Genomic DNA, 16010 nt, shown 5'->3' with positions numbered 1-16010 from the left:
ATCACCACAATGCGATTGTCCGGGCCGCCCGCCTCTAATACCTTGGCCCCATGAACGCCCCCATGCCCCACCACACTATCCGCTCCGTCTGCCCACACGACTGTCCCTCGGTCTGTGCGCTCGATGTCGATATTCTGCCCGATGGCAAGGTGGGCCGCGTGCGCGGCGCTAAGGACGATCCCTATACGGCCGGGGTCATCTGCGAAAAAGTCGCCCGCTATGCCGAACGCATCCACCATCCCGAGCGCCTGACGCATCCCATGCGCCGCATCGGTCCCAAAGGGGCAGGGCAGTGGCAGCGCATCTCCTGGGATGAAGCCCTCGACGAAATCGCCACCCGCTTCCTCGCCATCGAAGAGCAGCACGGCCCCGAATCCATCTGGCCCTATTTTTATGCCGGCACCATGGGCCATGTGCATCGCGACGGCATCGAGCGCCTCCGCGCCGTCCGTGGCTATTCCCACCAATACGACACCATCTGCACCGGCCTCGCCTGGCCCGGCTATATAGCCGGCACCGGCCTTCTCGGCGGCGTCAATCCCGAGCAGATGGCCGAAAGCGATTGCGTCGTCATCTGGGGCACCAATGCTGTGCACACCCAGGTCAATGTCATGACCCACGCCATGAAGGCCCGCAAAACGCGCGGCGCAAAAATCGTGGTCGTCGACATCTACCGCACCGCCACCATGGACCAGGCCGATATGGGCCTCGTCGTCCGCCCCGGCACTGACGGCGCCCTGGCAGCGGCCACGATGCACGTGCTCCTGCGCGAAAACCTCGCCGACCGCGCCTATATGGCCCGCTACACCGATTTCTCGCTCGATTTCGAAGCGCACTTGCAGACGCGCACCCCCGAATGGGCCGCTGAAATCACCGGCTTGTCCGTCGCCGAAATAGAAGCCTTCGCCCGTCTCGTTGGCTCGACCCCGCGCAGTTTCTTCCGCCTCGGCTATGGCTTTTCCCGCCAGACCAATGGCGCCACAGCCATGCACGCCGCGCTCTCCATCCCTGCGATGACAGGCGCATGGCAACACCGCGGCGGCGGCGCCTTTCATTCAAATTCCGGCACCTGGGGGCTCGATAAATCCCGGCTCGAAGGCACGCATCTGCAAAAGGGCACACCGCGCCTTCTCGACATGTCCGAGGTTGGTCCCATCCTCACCGGCAATGCCGCGGCGCTCCAGAATGGCGCCCCGGTTCATGCCATGATCGTGCAAAACACCAATCCAGCCTCGGTCGCCCCCGATCAGGCCCTCGTGCGAAAGGGTTTCCTCCGCGACGACCTTTTCCTCGTCGTCCACGAGCAGTTCATGACCGAAACGGCCGAGCTGGCCGACATCGTCCTCCCCGCGACCATGTTCCTCGAACACAACGATTATTACACGCGCGGCGGCCATACCCGCATTCTCTTCGGTCCCGCCGTCGTCGAGGCACCAGGCGAAGCGCGCTCCAATCACGAGGTCATCAATGCCCTGGCCCTGCGCCTCGGCAGTACCGACCCGACCTTCGCCACCACCGACCGCGAAGTCGTCGCCGAAACTTTTGCGCGCTCGGGCCTCCCCACGCTCGAAGAGGTCGAAAAAACCGGCTTCATCGACAAGGAGCGCCCCGACGACGTCGCCCGCTTCGCCAAAGGCTTTGGCTGGCCCGATGGCCGCTTCCGCTTCGAGCCCGATTGGGACGCGGTGGCAAAAAAGAAGGGCTATCGCTGGGTCTGCGACCCCACGATCATGCCGCGCTTCGCCGACCATTGGGATATCACCGAAAAGACCGACGCCGAGCACCCCTTCAAGCTCGCGACCAGTCCCGCCCGCGCGTTCCTCAATTCATCCTTCAACCAGACCCCCGGCAGCCTCAAGCGCGAAGGCCAGCCCTCCGTCTTCATCCATCCAACTGACGCCGCTCGCCTCGGCCTCAGCGATGGCGATGCCGTCACCCTTGGCAATCACCGCGGCCAGGTCGAGCTCACCGCCCGCCTTTTCGACGGTCTGCCCACCGGCACCCTCATCGCTGAAGGCCTCCACCGCAACAAAGCCCATCGCGGCGGCCAGGGCATCAATATGCTCACCTCAGCCCAACCCGCTCCCCCCTTCGGCGGCGCCCCTTTCCACGATGCGGCAGTGTGGATCAGGCGTTCGAACTAGGCTCCATAGGCGCCCCAGAAGAAATACCCCGTCATCACGATCCCATAAACGATGACGCCGATCCGTATCCATTGCGTCGGAATATACTGCGCCAGCCGCGCCGCCACATAGCCGCCAATGGTCACGCCAACCAGCGCGATTGAGCCGTGATACCAGTCGATGGTGCCGTTGAAGATGAACCGCGCCACAGCCACCAGCGCAATGGTCGAGGAGATAAACAGCTTCAGCCCGTTCATCGCATGCATGTCGCTCATCCCCGCCATAGCGAGAAAGGCCAGCAGCAGAATGCCAAGCCCGGCATTGAAGAACCCGCCATAAACCGACACGCCGGCCAGCAGCGCCAGTATGAGGACCGTGCCCAGCACCTTCATCCCCGTGCGCCCGCCGCCGCGCGCCCGCAGCGCCGCATTGATCCGGTTGCCGAAGATGAACGACAGCACCGCAAAGGCCATCAGCCAGGGCACGACCTTGGAGAATTGCTCGTCCGAAACCACCAGCAGCAGTTCCGCCCCGACATAGCCGAACACCGCCGCGATCAGCCCATAGACGACCAGCCGATCCTTGTAGGGCGCCACCGATTTCCAGTATCCCGCCGCGCCGCTGACATAGCCGGGCAGGGCGGCATAGGTGTTCGAGGCATTGGCCAAAACGGGCGGCACCCCGGCAAACAGCAGTGCCGGAAAAACGATAAACGAGCCGCCCCCGGCGAGCGAATTGACCGCGCCACCGAGAAGACCAGCCAGAAGCAGGAGGATTTCAGTCATCAATTCACCAAAGCCAGACACATGTTCCTAGACCGGGCAGCTGCCGCAGCCCAACACAATTGTCTGATCGCCGCCATCACCCCGATTGATCGCCCGATCTTGACTTCCCGGCCCGTGAAGCGCATTTACCCCCTTGGTTGCTGACGCCTGCCGCTCGCGGACATCTGTCCATGGTGAAGTCCAGCCTTTGAAAGCGTGACACTTCGGTTACTCCGAGGCGCATCATGGCAAAGCGGGCCCCCATGGATCTAGTCGCCTCCTATAGGAGACCCGACATGTCTTTTTCCCTCGATACCCCTTCGGCCCAAACCCTCAAATCCGAGGCCAAGGACCTGCGCGAAGAGCGCGCGAAATCCGGCCAGCCGATCACCCATGGCGCGGCCCTCGAAGAGATCGCCCGCAGCCACGGTTTTCGCGATTGGAACACGGCGCGCGCCGCCTTGCCCGATCGCGTCGTCGCCCCCTTCCAGGTCGGCATGCGCGTCAAGGGTTTTTACCTCGAACAGCCCTTCCGCGGCCTGCTTATCGGCCTGCAAGTCCTGGGCAGCATGCAGCACTACACGGTGACCATTCAGTTCGACGAACCGGTCAACGTCACGCCAACCTTCATGTTCGCCGCCCATCGCCAGCGCGTTACGGCGACCGTCGATATCCATGGCTTCTCGCCGGCCCTGCGCGGCAATGGCCAGCCGCAAATGCACCTGATGCGGGCATGAGCCTTCACCTCGATTGACTCCTCCCCCTGCCAAGGGGGAGGTTTGGGTGGGCATGTCTTGCTCTTCATCGTAAAACACCGATATACCTCTCTCATCGAGAAAACAGGACGGTGCTCATGACCACCCAGATCAAGCCGATCGAAGCCTATTCACTGCCCACGCCCAATGGGCAGAAGGTGCACATCATGCTCGAAGAGCTTGGCGTGCCGTGGAATTACCACCGCATCGATATCGGCAAGGGCGAGCAGTTCACCCCTGAATTCCTGGCGATTTCACCCAACAACAAAATCCCCGCCATCGTCGATCCCGAGGGTCCGGGCGGCGAGTCGATCTCGATCTTTGAATCCGGCGCCATTCTCAAATATCTCGGCCTGAAATTCGGCAAGCTTTACCCCACCGATCCGCGCGCCCAGGTAAAGGTCGATGAATGGCTCTTCTGGCAGGTCGGCGGCTTCGGCCCCATGCTCGGCCAGAACAACCACTTCTCGGTCTATGCGCCCGAAAAAATCCCCTATGCCATCAAGCGCTACAATGACGAAACCCATCGTCTCTTCGGCGTCCTCGACAAGCAGCTCGCGGGTAAGGAATATATCGCCGGCGACTATTCCATCGCCGATATCGCCGCCATCGGCTGGGCCCAGGGCTGGGAACGCTACGGTATCACCAGGCAAGAATTCCCCCACGTCCATGCCTGGCTCGAACGCCTCGCCGCCCGCCCGGCCGTTGCTTCTGGTCTCAATTGGGGCAGGGACGTCCCCGCCAAAAGCTTAGCCGACGACAAGGAAGCGCAAAAGGTCCTCTTCAACCAACGCGCCCGGTAAGATGTAGACGGATGTGGTCTCGGCAAATGCCGGGACCCTTCCTGAAACGTGAAGTAGCCCTCATGGTGAGGTGCTTTGCGGGGCAAAGCCTCGAACCGCGAGGGCGTGCCCTACTGTTGCGGCGGTGCCGCCGCTTCCGACCGCGCATCCAGCTCCGCCTGCGGCACCCGCACCCAGTCCTCGCCGCGGCAAATGACATTATAGAGCACGCAGCCATTGAGCCGCATCGTGTCCGGGCCGGTCAGCTCCACATAGCCCGAATACGTCTTGCCATCCTGAGGGTTATAGATTTCCCCGTCAAAGATCGCCGGCTTGTTTCCCGGCCGCAGCGTCAGCATGTGCAGGTCCTGCATCGGCCGGGTGCGCAGCGCGGGGTCCTCATTGCGATAATCGAAAAACTGGTCCGGCGACATGGCCGCCGCAGCCTCGGCTTCCTCCGCACTCAGCCCTTCCGAGGGCACCACGATGGTGGTGAGAAAGCCGCAATACCCCAGTTCGCAAGCCTGGATTGTCACTTCCGACAAAAGCTGAGCCCGCCAGACGCCTTCCACCGGCGAGGCCGGAAACGGATATTGCGGCGCCTCCGTCTGGGCAAATGCAAATCCCGCGACACCCAGCCAACACGCCATGGTCCACTGCACGAGGCTCATCGCCCTGCCACAAATCGTCATGTCCGCCCCAGCCGCTTCGCGCCGCGATTCGTTCCCGATCGCCCACCGAGAAACCTATCCGCGCCCCCGCGCCAAGGCCAAACAAATCGCGACGACGCCGGCCGAAACCATCCATGCCCCGATTTGCCCGACAATCTCGCCCCGCGCCCAAAAACCTCTTGCCATCAAAGGTCCCTCCCGCTAGACCCGACCCGGTTGGAGAGGTGGCCGAGTGGTCGAAGGCACACCCCTGCTAAGGGTGCAGGTCCGGAAGGGCCTCGAGGGTTCGAATCCCTTCCTCTCCGCCACCGATTTTTGTTCCCCTAAATTTTTGAATTTATTGGGCTTTCCGGAGAGTGCCTTTCGGATTGTACCCCAAGATTGTGCCCCTTCTAAAAGTTGGGGCTCACAGAATGCTCTGCGTTACGTGCACGAGTTCGTAAACATACGACTTGGTGCCTTTCAAGCTCACCCATTCGCCCTGTGGCGGGAGGTCAGTGGATTGATCTTCCGGCAAGATGTTCCAAGGCCGACCTGTGACGGTCTGGTTCTCGTCATCCCAAGCTACCCAGCCAAGGCGCTCCTTAAAGATGATCCACAGATCGCGATCTGTTCTTTGAAAACCTTGCAGGCCATCGGGCCGATCCTTTTTGGCAAAAGAATAGACCAGTTCATCACTCTTCCGTCGAAGTTCAAATTGGGTGGTCATGCGAATAACCATGCCTGAAGCTCCGCAGAATTCATAGCGGCCCCTTGCCTCTCGAGCCAATTGCGGTTGTTGAACGCACTATTGCGGCGACTTCGAAGCGGGCGTTAGTCTGTGCTCAGTCACTCTGCCAAACATCGCGAACCCACGGAGCCGAGCGAAGGAATGAAGGTCATTATCGGCGCCGGGAGCCAACAATGGCCTGGCTGGACTGCGACACACCAAGACCAATTGGACCTTTTGCGCCGAAATACCTGGGAGGAATGGTTCGGAGAGCGCCGTGCAGATGCGCTGTTATGCGAGCATGTGTTTGAACATCTGACGGAACAGGAAGCTCGAGACGCATCCAAAATATGTTTCGACTTCCTCAAGCCTGGCGGCTTTCTGCGTGTTGCGGTGCCCGATGGCTATTTCCGGAACGAGGAGTATCAGAACACGGTAAAGATTGGCGGCCCCGGGCCAGCTGACCATCCTGCTGCGGGCCATAGAAGCGTGTTCAACTACAATACACTGACCCAAGTTTTACGGTCTGCAGGGTTCTCCGTGGACGTTCTTGAGTATTGCGATGATGGCGGTCGGTTCCACTTCAACCACTGGGATTGGTCCTCAGGACCGATATACCGTTCCCTCCTCAGCGATCACCGGAATTCACTAAACGAGCTTGGGTTCGTTTCGCTAATCGTTGACGCGATTAAGCCGCGCTAAAGTGACCGCTCACCGTCCGGTATTATCGGAAGCTGGCTGGTTTCCTGGCACCAGGCGCCTTCTGCCCCGCCGAATATGGCCAACTTCTCGCAAAAATTCGGTTAGAGCTTAAGCGGACGTCGCCGGTGGTGGGCAGTTGCCTTTTGGAAGGCATGCGCAGCGCGGAGAAGGAGAGGTTCGGCCAGCGGTTTGGCCGCAAGCTGGATGGCGTAGGGCAGGCCGTCCGAGGTGATGCCGCAGGGCATGGTCACAGTAGGAACGCCGGCCATGGAAAAGGGCGACGTGAAGCGATGAAGCGCGAACATGGTGTCGTTGTCCATTGTCTCGACGGCCCGGCGCGTCGGCGGCGCTGTGGGAATGGCCGGAACGGCAAGAAGGTCCAGATCCATCATCGCATGGGCCAACCGGCCTGAAAATTCGGCGCGATACCGATAGGCGCGCTGCAGCCGGTCCACCGGCAGCGCGCGACCGGTTTCGATGGCAAGGGCAAGGGGCTCTGAATAGCTAGTCCGGTGGCGCGCGAAGTTGTCTTCATGAACCAAGGCGACATGTGCGGTGCAGATGTCGTACCAGCGGTCCACGAGGTTGGGTTCGGGCGCGAGAGCTGCATTCGAAACCGTGGCGCCCAGCCGGGAAAAATCTGCGAGCGCTGTTTCAATTGCCGCGAGGAGATCAGGATCGACGCCCTGTGCCAGCCACTGCCGCGGCACACCGATCCTCAAGCCGGATACCGGTTCATTAAGCGCAGCGCCGTAGTCGGGAGCCGGGCTGGCGAGGGTAGTCGGATCTTGGGGGTCAGGACCGGCGACCGCCTGCAGCATCAAAGCCACGTCTTCCGCAGATCGGGCAATGATGCCGACATGGTCGAGAAGCCCCGCAAGTTCAAAGGCGCCGTGGCGACTGATCCGGCCCCAGGTTGGCTTGAGGCCAGTGACGCCGTTGACGGCGCTGGGCATACGAATGGAGCCTCCGGTATCTGAAGCCATGGAGCCGTAGCCCAGACCTGCGGCGACCGAGACGCCGCTACCACCGGACGAGGCGCCGCCCCAATGCTCGAGGCTCCATGGATTGAGTGGCTCATTGAAGGGCGGCAGGTATTTGCCGAACACGCCCTCCGCCAAGTTCACCTTTCCGATGACGATCGCTCCGGCGGCTTCGAGCCGGTCGATGATCGTGGCGTTCTCGGTGGCGATGTGGTCGAGCCGGCTTGGCATGCCTGCTGTGGTCGCAACCCCGGCAATGTCAAACATGTCCTTGACCGTGATGGGCACGCCATGAAGCGGGCCAAGCAGGCGGCCGGCGGCGCGTGCCGCATCGGCGCGGTCAGCTGCCGCCCGGGCGCGCTCGGGAAGCAGGGTGATGAAAGCATTGGTACGAACAGCCAGGGCCTCTGCGCGAGCCAGAATTTGATCGGTCACAGTCCTTGCGGTGACATCGCCATCTCGCAGGCGTTGGGCGATCTCGGCAAGCGATAGCTCATGCAAGTGCGTCATGGCGCCTCAAAGATAATGATGAACCGCGGCCTTGACCTTGGTATGGGCGAGAACGGCTGTTTCGCTCAGGTCTGCACCCATGCCGGAATTCTTCCAGCCGCCAAAGGGCAGGGCGACGTCGAGGGCATTGTGCACATTCACCCAGATCGAGCCGGCTTCGAGCTGCCGCGTCATATGATGGACCCGGTCCAGGTCGTTGGTCCAGATGCTGGCGCCAAGGCCATATTCCGAAGCATTGGCCTGCGACAGCGCTTCCGCGTCGGTTGTGAAACTGGCGGCCACCAGCACGGGACCAAAGATTTCCTCGCGAACCGGTGTCATATCGAGGCGTACATTGGCGAGAATGGTGGGTGGCACGTAGCTGCCCGCTCCCTCGATCGGTTCGCCGCCGACAACGACGCGCGCGCCCTCTGCCTTGCCTGCTTCGATGAGCTCATGAATTCGCTTCTGCTGCGCCTGGGTGACCACGGGGCCCATTTGTGTCGCCGCATCGAGCGGCGAGCCGATGGCAATGCCTCTCGCAATGTCCGCCACACCCTCGATGACCTGTTCATAGATCGAGTGATGCACATAGAGGCGCGAGCCGGCACAGCAATTCTGGCCGTGATTGGAAAAGATTGCCCAGGCAGCGGCCGGAATGGCGCGCTCTAGTGGCGCATCCTGGAACAGGATGACGGGGGACTTGCCGCCCAGTTCAAGACTACAGCGCTTGAAGCTGCCTGCTGCATCGACCGCGATCTGGCGACCCACGGCCGTGGAACCGGTGAAACTGACCATATTGATGTTCGGATGGCGCACGAGAGCCATGCCAGTTTCGGCGCCGCTGCCGGTAACAATGTTGATGACCCCCTCAGGGATGCCGGCTTCCAGGGCCAGTTGGGCGAAGCGAAGGGCGCTGAGGGGCGTTTGCGGAGCGGGCTTAAGGACGATCGTGCAGCCGGCCGCTAGGGCTGGCGCAATTTTCCACACGGCAATACCCAGTGCCACGTTCCAGGGCACGATGGCGCCGACGACGCCAATGGGCTCCCTGAAGGTGAAGCCGGTCATCTCGCCATCGGGGATATAGGGAATAGAAAGACGCGCGGTCTGCCCTGAAAGCTTGGTCGCCCACCCAGCCATGTAGCGGAGGAAGTGCGCAGAATAGCCGACATCGACGCCGCGCGTATTGGCAAGCAGGCGACCAGAGCAAAGCGTCTCGATCTCCGAGAGTTCGGTTTCATGACGCTCGAGCAGGTCAGCCAGACGCAGCATGGCCAGTTCGCGCTCATTCGGGCGCATGCGGCCCCACGGTCCGGTAAGCGCCTTACGCGCGGACTGGACGGCAGCGTCGACATCGCCCGCAGAGGCGTCTGCAGCGCGGGCGAACACCAGGCCGCTGGTGGGGTCCTTCAATTCGTAGCTTTTGGCGGTGTCATGGGCGTATCCGCCGATATGCATGCCGTGGGTTCTGTCGAGATAGGCACGGGCGGCGTTGCCGAGGGTCGAAAGATCGTTTTCCAAGCGGGGCATTCTACCCTCCTTAATGCGGTGTGAGCCGGAGTGTGCCGCGGCACAGGAAGGTACGACAGGCGAAAGGAGCAGCAGTTAGCCCGATAGCGCAGAATTACGCCGGGCTCATCGTGCGCCGCCGCGCATCATTTCTGATGGCAGAGCGCCGAAGCTGGCGCGAAAGTCGCGGGCAAATTTGCTGAGGTGGTAAAAGCCGTAAGTGGTGGCGATATCAGTCACGGTGCGCGACGTGTCGGCGGCTTTGAGAATTTCTGCGCGTGCCGCTTCAAGCCGCATCGTCTTGTGTAATCCGAGCGGCGTCGTGTCCCGGAAGCGCCGGAAACCGGCATGCAGCGACCTGCGACTGACGCCGGCGACATGTACCAGATCGTCAATACCGATATCGTCGGTTAGATGCGCCCGCATGAATTCTTCGGCGCGGCGGATGTAATAGGGAATAGCGCAACGCTGGCTGTCGCCGAACTTTTCGGAGAGGCTGTTGGGGAGGGACAGTATCAGCGAGACCAGCGCCATCTGAAACGAGCGTTGAACCATTGGCTGGTCGAGTAGGCCATCGCCCATGTCCAGCGCCTGGCAGATAGAGCCGAGAGTGCTGAGGAACATACGCGGGGCAGGGCCGCTATTGACCGCATCCAGGTCGAAATGCAGCGCGTCCGGACAATTGTTCTGCAGTTCGGCACTCGCCGCATGCAGCAGCACGGACATGGGGATCTGCAGGGTGAGTTGCTGGTAATCGGCTGACATGGACGACATCAGCGGCTTGCGCGGCTCGGCCAGGTAAATCATGCCCGGGCGGATTTGCTTGACCTCCTTGCCCTGGGATATTTCGGCGGTGCCGGACAGCGGCACCTTCACCAAAAGATTGCTCTCGAGCTTAGGCGCAAGGACATCGACGCCTGAGGCGTCGGACTTATAGGCAATGAAATGCAGGCTGAGCTTGTGCAGCTTTGCGCTGTTGTGAATGAGGTGCAGTTTTTGGCCGCGGCCGCGCAAGGACAGGTTGTGCGGGGCGATGAGATTGGTGAGATAGTCTCGGGCTTCGTCCAGCGAGCAGGCCTTGACCGGCGATTGCGTGGTGAAGGGCGAACTGGCGAAGGCGCTGAACATGACGGGCGTTGCGGCCTGTGGGTTCAGCTTGACGGCGATGGTCATCGAGCTACCTCCAGTAAAGGGGTGCCCGGCGGAGGATCCGCCGGGCCAAGGGCGTCAATCAGCAAGTGGGATATTGTCGAGCGAGTAGGGGCGTTCGAGCGGAGCCACCCATGTGTCGATATTGTCGGACGTGAACAGGGTCGAGCTGACGGTGAGGTCGGGATGTTCGCCGGTCGGGTTTTCGATGGCGTTCTTCATCGCCAGTGCGACAGCCCAGCCAGTGGCATAACTGTCCGGATCCCAGGTTCCGGTGATGCGGCCGTCGCGAACGGCCTGAATGGCGTCGTCGTCGCCATTGATGCCGAAAACCATCACGCCTTCGGTCGATTGGCTGCCGTAGACCGCCTTGCCGGACGAGGCCAGCGCAGCGGAGATGCCAAGAGCGCTCTGGTCGTTGTATGCCCAGAATACCTTTACGTCCGGGAAGCGCAGGACTTCGTCAGCGGCAAGGGTCGATGCATTGGCGGCCGAGTCCTTGGTATTGTCGACCTGGTCGACAATTTCGAGACCGGCAGCCTTGGCGGCTTTGGTGAAACACGCGACGTTGTTCTGGATCGACGGAACCGGCGGACCACCCATGACTATGACCTTGGCGGCAGGCGCGCGCTCGGCAATCCATGCTGCCTGCTGGTCGTATGCGCCGCCCTCGGTGCAGAGATTGGCGGCCCACCAGACCGAGCTGGTCACGCCTTCGCCGCTCGAATTGACGCCAATCACCGGAACGCCCTGTGCATTGGCGCGCGAATAGGCGCCGGCCACCGCGTTTGGATCGAGAGACCAGGACGCGAAAGCCTTTACGCCGAGCGTCAGCAGGGTATCGACATGGGAGACCTGACGGTCAGCCGACAGATTGGCGTCGAGCAGGCGCCACTGCCAGCCCAGTTCCGCCGCGGCCTTCGCCATGGCTGCATTGATTACCTGCTGGCCGGGCTGGGCCGCGATCGGCGAAATATAGCCAATCGTGGTGCCGTCCTGGGCGAAAGTCGCCGGGGCGTACAGCGTGCCCATCAGTGCCGCCGCAGCGGCCATTACGATGGATCGTTTCATTTTCAGTTCCCTTCCTTGGATCATCTGTCTTACGCCCTCTCCCAGGGCCATCGGGTCCACACCCCTCGTGCACGCACCATCTGCCGGGGTCAGCTTCCGGTGCTTTGCCGTCTGCGGCGCAACAGCTGGCGCATGCCACCCAGCCACACCGCAAAAATCAGGATTCCGCCGCTGACCATGCCCTGCCAGAAGGAGGAGACACCGCTGAGTGTCAGGCCGTTCTGGATCACGCCAAGGAACAGCACGCCGATCATCGTGCCGAAGACTCCGCCTTCGCCGCCGGTGAACGCGGTGCCGCCGATGAGGACGGCCGCAAGCACGGTCATCAGAAGCGTCGGGTCGATTTCTGCGGAAGCGGAAGTCAGCCGGCCGACCTGAACGACGCTACCTAGACCGGCAGCGAGGCCGGCTATGACGAAGACGAAGAACATGACGCGCTTGACGTCGATACCGTTGAGGCGCGCGGCTTCCATATTGGCGCCGATGGCGTAGAGCGAGCGCCCGAAAGTCGTGTAGCGGAGCACGCCGCCGGCCACGAGCAAAAGCACGATGTTGAAGATCAGGATCACCGGTACGGGCCCCACATTGCCGTTGACGAAGGCATTGACCGGGGCGAAGCCGGGCGCGGAAAACACGCTGACGCTGACGCCGTCATTGATGATCAGCGCAAAGCTCTGAAACATCGAAAGCGCACCCAGGGTAACGACGAAGAATGAAATCTTGAGATAGCTGATCAGGAAGCCGTTGATGGCGCCGAGAAAAGCGCCGAACAGCACTGCGGCGGCGACGGCCACCGGTGTGGCCAGCCCTGCCGCCAGAAGCAGCCCGAAGATCATGGCACTTGCGGCCGTTGCACTGGCCACGGAGAGATCAATACCGCCGGCGATCACCACATAGGTGGCGCCCAACGCCAGAACAAACACGACGGTGTTGGATTTAACGATGTTCATCAGGTTCGGCCAGGTCAGGAAGACCGGCTGCGTCAGCGCCAGAAAAGCGGCCACCAGCAGCAGGCTGACCAACGCACCGGTGTAGCGGTTCTGCAGGACGCGTCCGAGAAGAGATGGCGCTCCGGCGTAACGGCCATGGCTGTCGGTCTTTGCGATCGATGGTGCGGTCATGCTGACGCTCCGATGTGCGGGGAGTTTTCGTGGTGCCGGTTTGCGCCGGCAACGGCGACATGGGCGATGGCTTCTTCGTCCGCCGAGGCGCGGTCGAAGATTTTCTCCAAGCTGCCTTCGAAGAAGACGGCGATGCGGTCGGCAATGCCGAGCAGTTCAGGCAGTTCGGATGATATGACGATCACCGCCGCACCCGCTTCGGCAGCGTCCTGCAACATGCGGTAGATTTCACTCTTGGCGCCGACGTCGATGCCGCGCGTTGGCTCACTCAAAACGAGAACATCCGGACGACGAACGAAGGTTCTTCCGAGAATGACCTTCTGCTGGTTACCGCCGGAAAGTGTGCTGATGGCGGGGGACGAAGAGCCGGTCGCGACCCGATAGGTGCGGATGGCCGCGTCCACATCGGCCTGCTCGCCGCGCAGGTTGAGCATGCCGCCGCGGCTGCCGATGCGATCGAGCCAGGCAAGCGAGAAGTTTTCGAGAATGCTGCGCACCAGTAGCAAGGCCGACGCCTTGCGATCATCGGGAACGAAACCGATGCCCGCACGGATCGACTTCCGCGGATCGCCGAGTTCAACCTGGCGCCCCGCAACCCTGACTGTGCCCGTGGCAGAGATGGCCCCGCCAAGCGCGAGCCCGAATTCGGCCTTGCCTGAACCGACGAGCCCGGCTACGCCCAATATCTCCCCGCGCCGCACGCTGACGGTGGTGGGGCTCAGAATGCCTTGCGGCGTAGCGAGCTTGTCGATCTCGATGATGGTTTCGCCGGCGGCAATGCTGCGCTTGCCGTAGAAATCTTGGATTTCGCGGCCCACCATCAGCCGCACCAGCTTCTGCTCGTCTGTTTCTGACAACGCTACGGTGGCCACGAACTGTCCGTCGCGCAGGACGGTGGCCACAGACGCGGCGCTATAGATTTCGGGCATGCGGTGCGTAATCATCACCACCGCCATGCCCGCATCGCGCTCCTTGCGGACGAGATTGAGCAGACGCGCCGTAGCCGCTTCCGACAGCGAACTCGTGGCTTCATCCAGGATCAGCACGCGGGCATTGGACGACAAGGCCCGCGCAATCTCGATTTCCTGGCGCAATTCGACGCTCAGGTCGCTGACCCTGGCGCGGGGAGAGACATGGACGCCCAGCCGATCGAGCGCCGCCTCTGCGTCGCGCTCAAGTTGTGGCCAGTCGACGAGACCAAAACGGTTCCTGGGGAGGCGACCGAGAAAGATGTTCTCGGCCACCGTCAGGGGCGGAGCAAGGGTCAACTCCTGGCTGATAATGACGATGCCCAGAGCGATGGCGGCCGCGGGGGAAGATATGGTCTGTTCCCGGCCATCGACGAAGATCTGCCCGGCATCCGGCTGGATCATGCCCGACATGACCTTGGCGAGCGTGGACTTGCCGGAGCCATTTTCGCCGGTAAGTGCATGCACTTCTCCGGCACGGACGACGAAGTCGACATTTTGCAGCGCCTTCACGCCCGGATAGGTCTTGGAGATCCCGGTCAGGCGGAGGATGGGTTCGGAACGGCCGGTCATGCTGCCTGTCCCAAGATTGCAGCGGCGGCCTTTTCGGCGATCATGATGGTGGGGGCATTGGTGTTGCCCGAAATTAGGGTCGGCATGATCGAGGCATCGACTACTCGCAGACCGCTAAGGCCGTGGACGCGCAAGTTCGGATCGACGACTGCCATAGCGTCCGTTCCCATCTTGCAAGTGCCCACCTGGTGCGAAACGCAGCCGCCGTTCTCGACAAGATATGCCTCGATCTGCCGATCGGTCGCCGTTTCGGAGCCCGGCAGGTGTTCGGAAATGACGAAGTCTGCAAGAGGCCTGCTGGCCGCCATCCGCCTCGCCAGCTTGAGACCTTCGACCGCGGTACGGCGGTCGCGTTCGTCCGAGAAGTAATTGGGTTCGAGCCGCGGCTGATCGTAAGGATCGGGCGACCGCAGCGTGATCTGGCCGCGGCTATTCGGTCGCACCGGGCAGATGAAATTGGCAAAGCCCGAGAACTTGAACAGCCCGTCCTCGTAGTAGCCGCCGCTGAATGTCTGGAAGAGGAACTGAAGATCAGGTGTCGCGCTATCGGGAAGGACGCGTGCAAACAGCGCGGCCTGTCCGGCGGGAACGGAAAGCGGTCCACGGCGCGTGAGCAGCCATTGCAAACCAACCTGCATCTGACGGAAGCGGCTCATCATCACGTCGTTCATGGTTATCGCCCGGTTACATTTCCAGGTGATCTGGCCGCCGTAGTGATCCTGTAGATTTTGCCCCACACCCCGAAGATCGTGATTGGGTTCGATGCCTTGATCGGCAAGATGCTCAGCATTGCCTATGCCCGACAGCATCAACAGGTGCGGCGATTTCACCGACCCGGCCGAAAGGATCACCTCGCGACCGGCTTTCGCAGTCAGGACCTTGCCCCGGTAACTGAACCGGACCGCCGTAGCCCGCTTGCCCTCCATCAGCACCTTTTCGGTCATAGCGCCGGTCAGGACGGTGAGGTTTGGCCGGCGAAGGGCAGGGCGCAGATAGGCGGTCGCCGTGGATTCTCGGCGGCCGTTACGCACAGTGGCCTGGAAATACCCTGCGCCTTCTTGCTGCGCGCCATTGAAGTCGTCATTGCGTGGGATGCCCTGGGCCTGCGCCGATCCAATAAAAGCATCGCAAAGCGGATTGCGCTCGCGCAGATTGGTGACGGTCAGAGGGCCACCAACGCCATGGTAGGTATCGCTGCCGTTTTCCTGGTTTTCGGCCTTCCTGAAAAAGGGAAGTACGTCGTCGTAGGACCATCCGGCATTACCAAGTTGGCGCCAATGATCGTAATCCTCGGCCTGGCCGCGGATATAGATCAGGCCGTTGATCGATGAGGAGCCGCCAAGCACTTTTCCTCGCGGCCAATAGATGCTGCGACCGCCCAAGGCGGGGTTCGGCTCTGTCTGGAACTTCCAGTTGACGCGCTCGTCGATAATGGTCTTGCCATAGCCGATCGGGATGTGAATCCAGAAGCTGTCGTCCTTGCCGCCGGCCTCGAGCAGGAGGACCTGGTGGCGACCGTTTTCGCTCAGGCGGTTGGCCAGAACGCAGCCGGCCGAACCGGCGCCGACAATGATGTAGTCAAAGCTCTGACCGTCTTGCACGGCTCTGTCTCCACTTTCGGAGCCTGCGCCGTGACCGGCA

The 16010-nt window shown here is 61.7% G+C and carries 14 protein-coding genes and 1 tRNA gene; 5 read left to right on the top strand and 10 right to left on the bottom strand.

Annotated elements, in window-relative coordinates:
* The first annotated feature begins 62 nt into the window (after window positions 1-62).
* Window positions 63-2144 carry a molybdopterin-dependent oxidoreductase gene (locus tag ASD83_RS06530; protein ID WP_244489115.1) on the top strand — a complete coding sequence of 694 codons (2082 nt, stop codon included), beginning with the start codon at window positions 63-65 and terminating at the stop codon, window positions 2142-2144.
* On the opposite strand, the gene ASD83_RS06525 is transcribed toward ASD83_RS06530, so the two are convergent.
* Window positions 2141-2908 carry a sulfite exporter TauE/SafE family protein gene (locus ASD83_RS06525; RefSeq protein ID WP_056309004.1) on the bottom strand — a complete coding sequence of 256 codons (768 nt, stop codon included), beginning with the start codon at window positions 2906-2908 and terminating at the stop codon, window positions 2141-2143. The genes ASD83_RS06530 and ASD83_RS06525 overlap by 4 nt on opposite strands.
* Window positions 2909-3183: 275 nt before the next feature.
* Between ASD83_RS06525 and ASD83_RS06520 the strand changes: the two genes are divergently transcribed.
* Window positions 3184-3624 (top strand): glyoxalase superfamily protein, encoded by a 441-nt coding sequence (locus tag ASD83_RS06520; protein WP_056309002.1) that lies wholly within the window; start codon window positions 3184-3186, stop codon window positions 3622-3624.
* Between the two features lie 116 nt (window positions 3625-3740).
* Complete coding sequence (locus tag ASD83_RS06515) at window positions 3741-4445, top strand: glutathione S-transferase N-terminal domain-containing protein (RefSeq protein WP_056309000.1); 705 nt, start codon at window positions 3741-3743, stop codon at window positions 4443-4445.
* Window positions 4446-4555: 110 nt separating this feature from the next.
* Here ASD83_RS06515 and ASD83_RS06510 read toward each other — a convergent pair whose 3' ends face one another.
* Window positions 4556-5116, bottom strand: a complete 561-nt coding sequence (locus ASD83_RS06510; protein ID WP_082560985.1) for a DUF2147 domain-containing protein — start codon at window positions 5114-5116, stop codon at window positions 4556-4558.
* Window positions 5117-5313: 197 nt separating this feature from the next.
* Here ASD83_RS06510 and ASD83_RS06500 point away from each other — a divergent pair.
* Window positions 5314-5403, top strand: a tRNA-Ser gene (locus tag ASD83_RS06500).
* A 98-nt stretch (window positions 5404-5501) separates the two neighbouring features.
* On the opposite strand, the gene ASD83_RS06495 is transcribed toward ASD83_RS06500, so the two are convergent.
* Window positions 5502-5816: a hypothetical protein gene (locus ASD83_RS06495; protein ID WP_056308995.1), complete on the bottom strand. Its 315-nt coding sequence runs from the start codon at window positions 5814-5816 to the stop codon at window positions 5502-5504.
* 150 nt (window positions 5817-5966) lie between these two features.
* Between ASD83_RS06495 and ASD83_RS20600 the strand changes: the two genes are divergently transcribed.
* The gene (locus ASD83_RS20600) at window positions 5967-6506 is read left to right on the top strand and encodes a class I SAM-dependent methyltransferase (protein WP_082560984.1); all 540 of its coding nucleotides are present in this window, start codon (window positions 5967-5969) and stop codon (window positions 6504-6506) included.
* 101 nt (window positions 6507-6607) lie between these two features.
* Here the strand turns inward: ASD83_RS20600 and ASD83_RS06485 are convergent, their stop codons facing one another.
* From ASD83_RS06485 to ASD83_RS06455, 7 genes are all read right to left on the bottom strand, one after another.
* Window positions 6608-7999: an amidase gene (locus ASD83_RS06485; protein WP_056308991.1), complete on the bottom strand. Its 1392-nt coding sequence runs from the start codon at window positions 7997-7999 to the stop codon at window positions 6608-6610.
* 6 nt (window positions 8000-8005) lie between these two features.
* The gene (locus tag ASD83_RS06480) at window positions 8006-9508 is read right to left on the bottom strand and encodes an aldehyde dehydrogenase family protein (RefSeq protein WP_056308989.1); all 1503 of its coding nucleotides are present in this window, start codon (window positions 9506-9508) and stop codon (window positions 8006-8008) included.
* A gap of 105 nt (window positions 9509-9613) precedes the next feature.
* Window positions 9614-10660, bottom strand: coding sequence for an AraC family transcriptional regulator (locus ASD83_RS06475; protein ID WP_056308986.1), 1047 nt, complete (start codon window positions 10658-10660; stop codon window positions 9614-9616).
* Window positions 10661-10714: 54 nt separating this feature from the next.
* Window positions 10715-11707: a sugar ABC transporter substrate-binding protein gene (locus tag ASD83_RS06470; RefSeq protein WP_082560983.1), complete on the bottom strand. Its 993-nt coding sequence runs from the start codon at window positions 11705-11707 to the stop codon at window positions 10715-10717.
* An 89-nt stretch (window positions 11708-11796) separates the two neighbouring features.
* Window positions 11797-12828, bottom strand: coding sequence for an ABC transporter permease (locus ASD83_RS06465; RefSeq protein WP_056308982.1), 1032 nt, complete (start codon window positions 12826-12828; stop codon window positions 11797-11799).
* Complete coding sequence (locus ASD83_RS06460) at window positions 12825-14369, bottom strand: sugar ABC transporter ATP-binding protein (RefSeq protein ID WP_056308980.1); 1545 nt, start codon at window positions 14367-14369, stop codon at window positions 12825-12827. Before ASD83_RS06460 ends, ASD83_RS06465 begins: the two co-directional genes overlap by 4 nt.
* Entirely contained in the window at window positions 14366-15970 is a 1605-nt protein-coding gene (locus ASD83_RS06455) for a GMC family oxidoreductase (protein ID WP_056308979.1), read from the bottom strand. Before ASD83_RS06455 ends, ASD83_RS06460 begins: the two co-directional genes overlap by 4 nt.
* Window positions 15971-16010: the final 40 nt, after the last annotated feature.

The sequence above is a fragment of the Devosia sp. Root685 genome (assembly GCF_001427875.1).
Lineage (GTDB): Bacteria > Pseudomonadota > Alphaproteobacteria > Rhizobiales > Devosiaceae > Devosia.
Note: the sequence above shows the minus strand (reverse complement) of the source record. Positions and strands in the feature narration are given on the sequence as shown.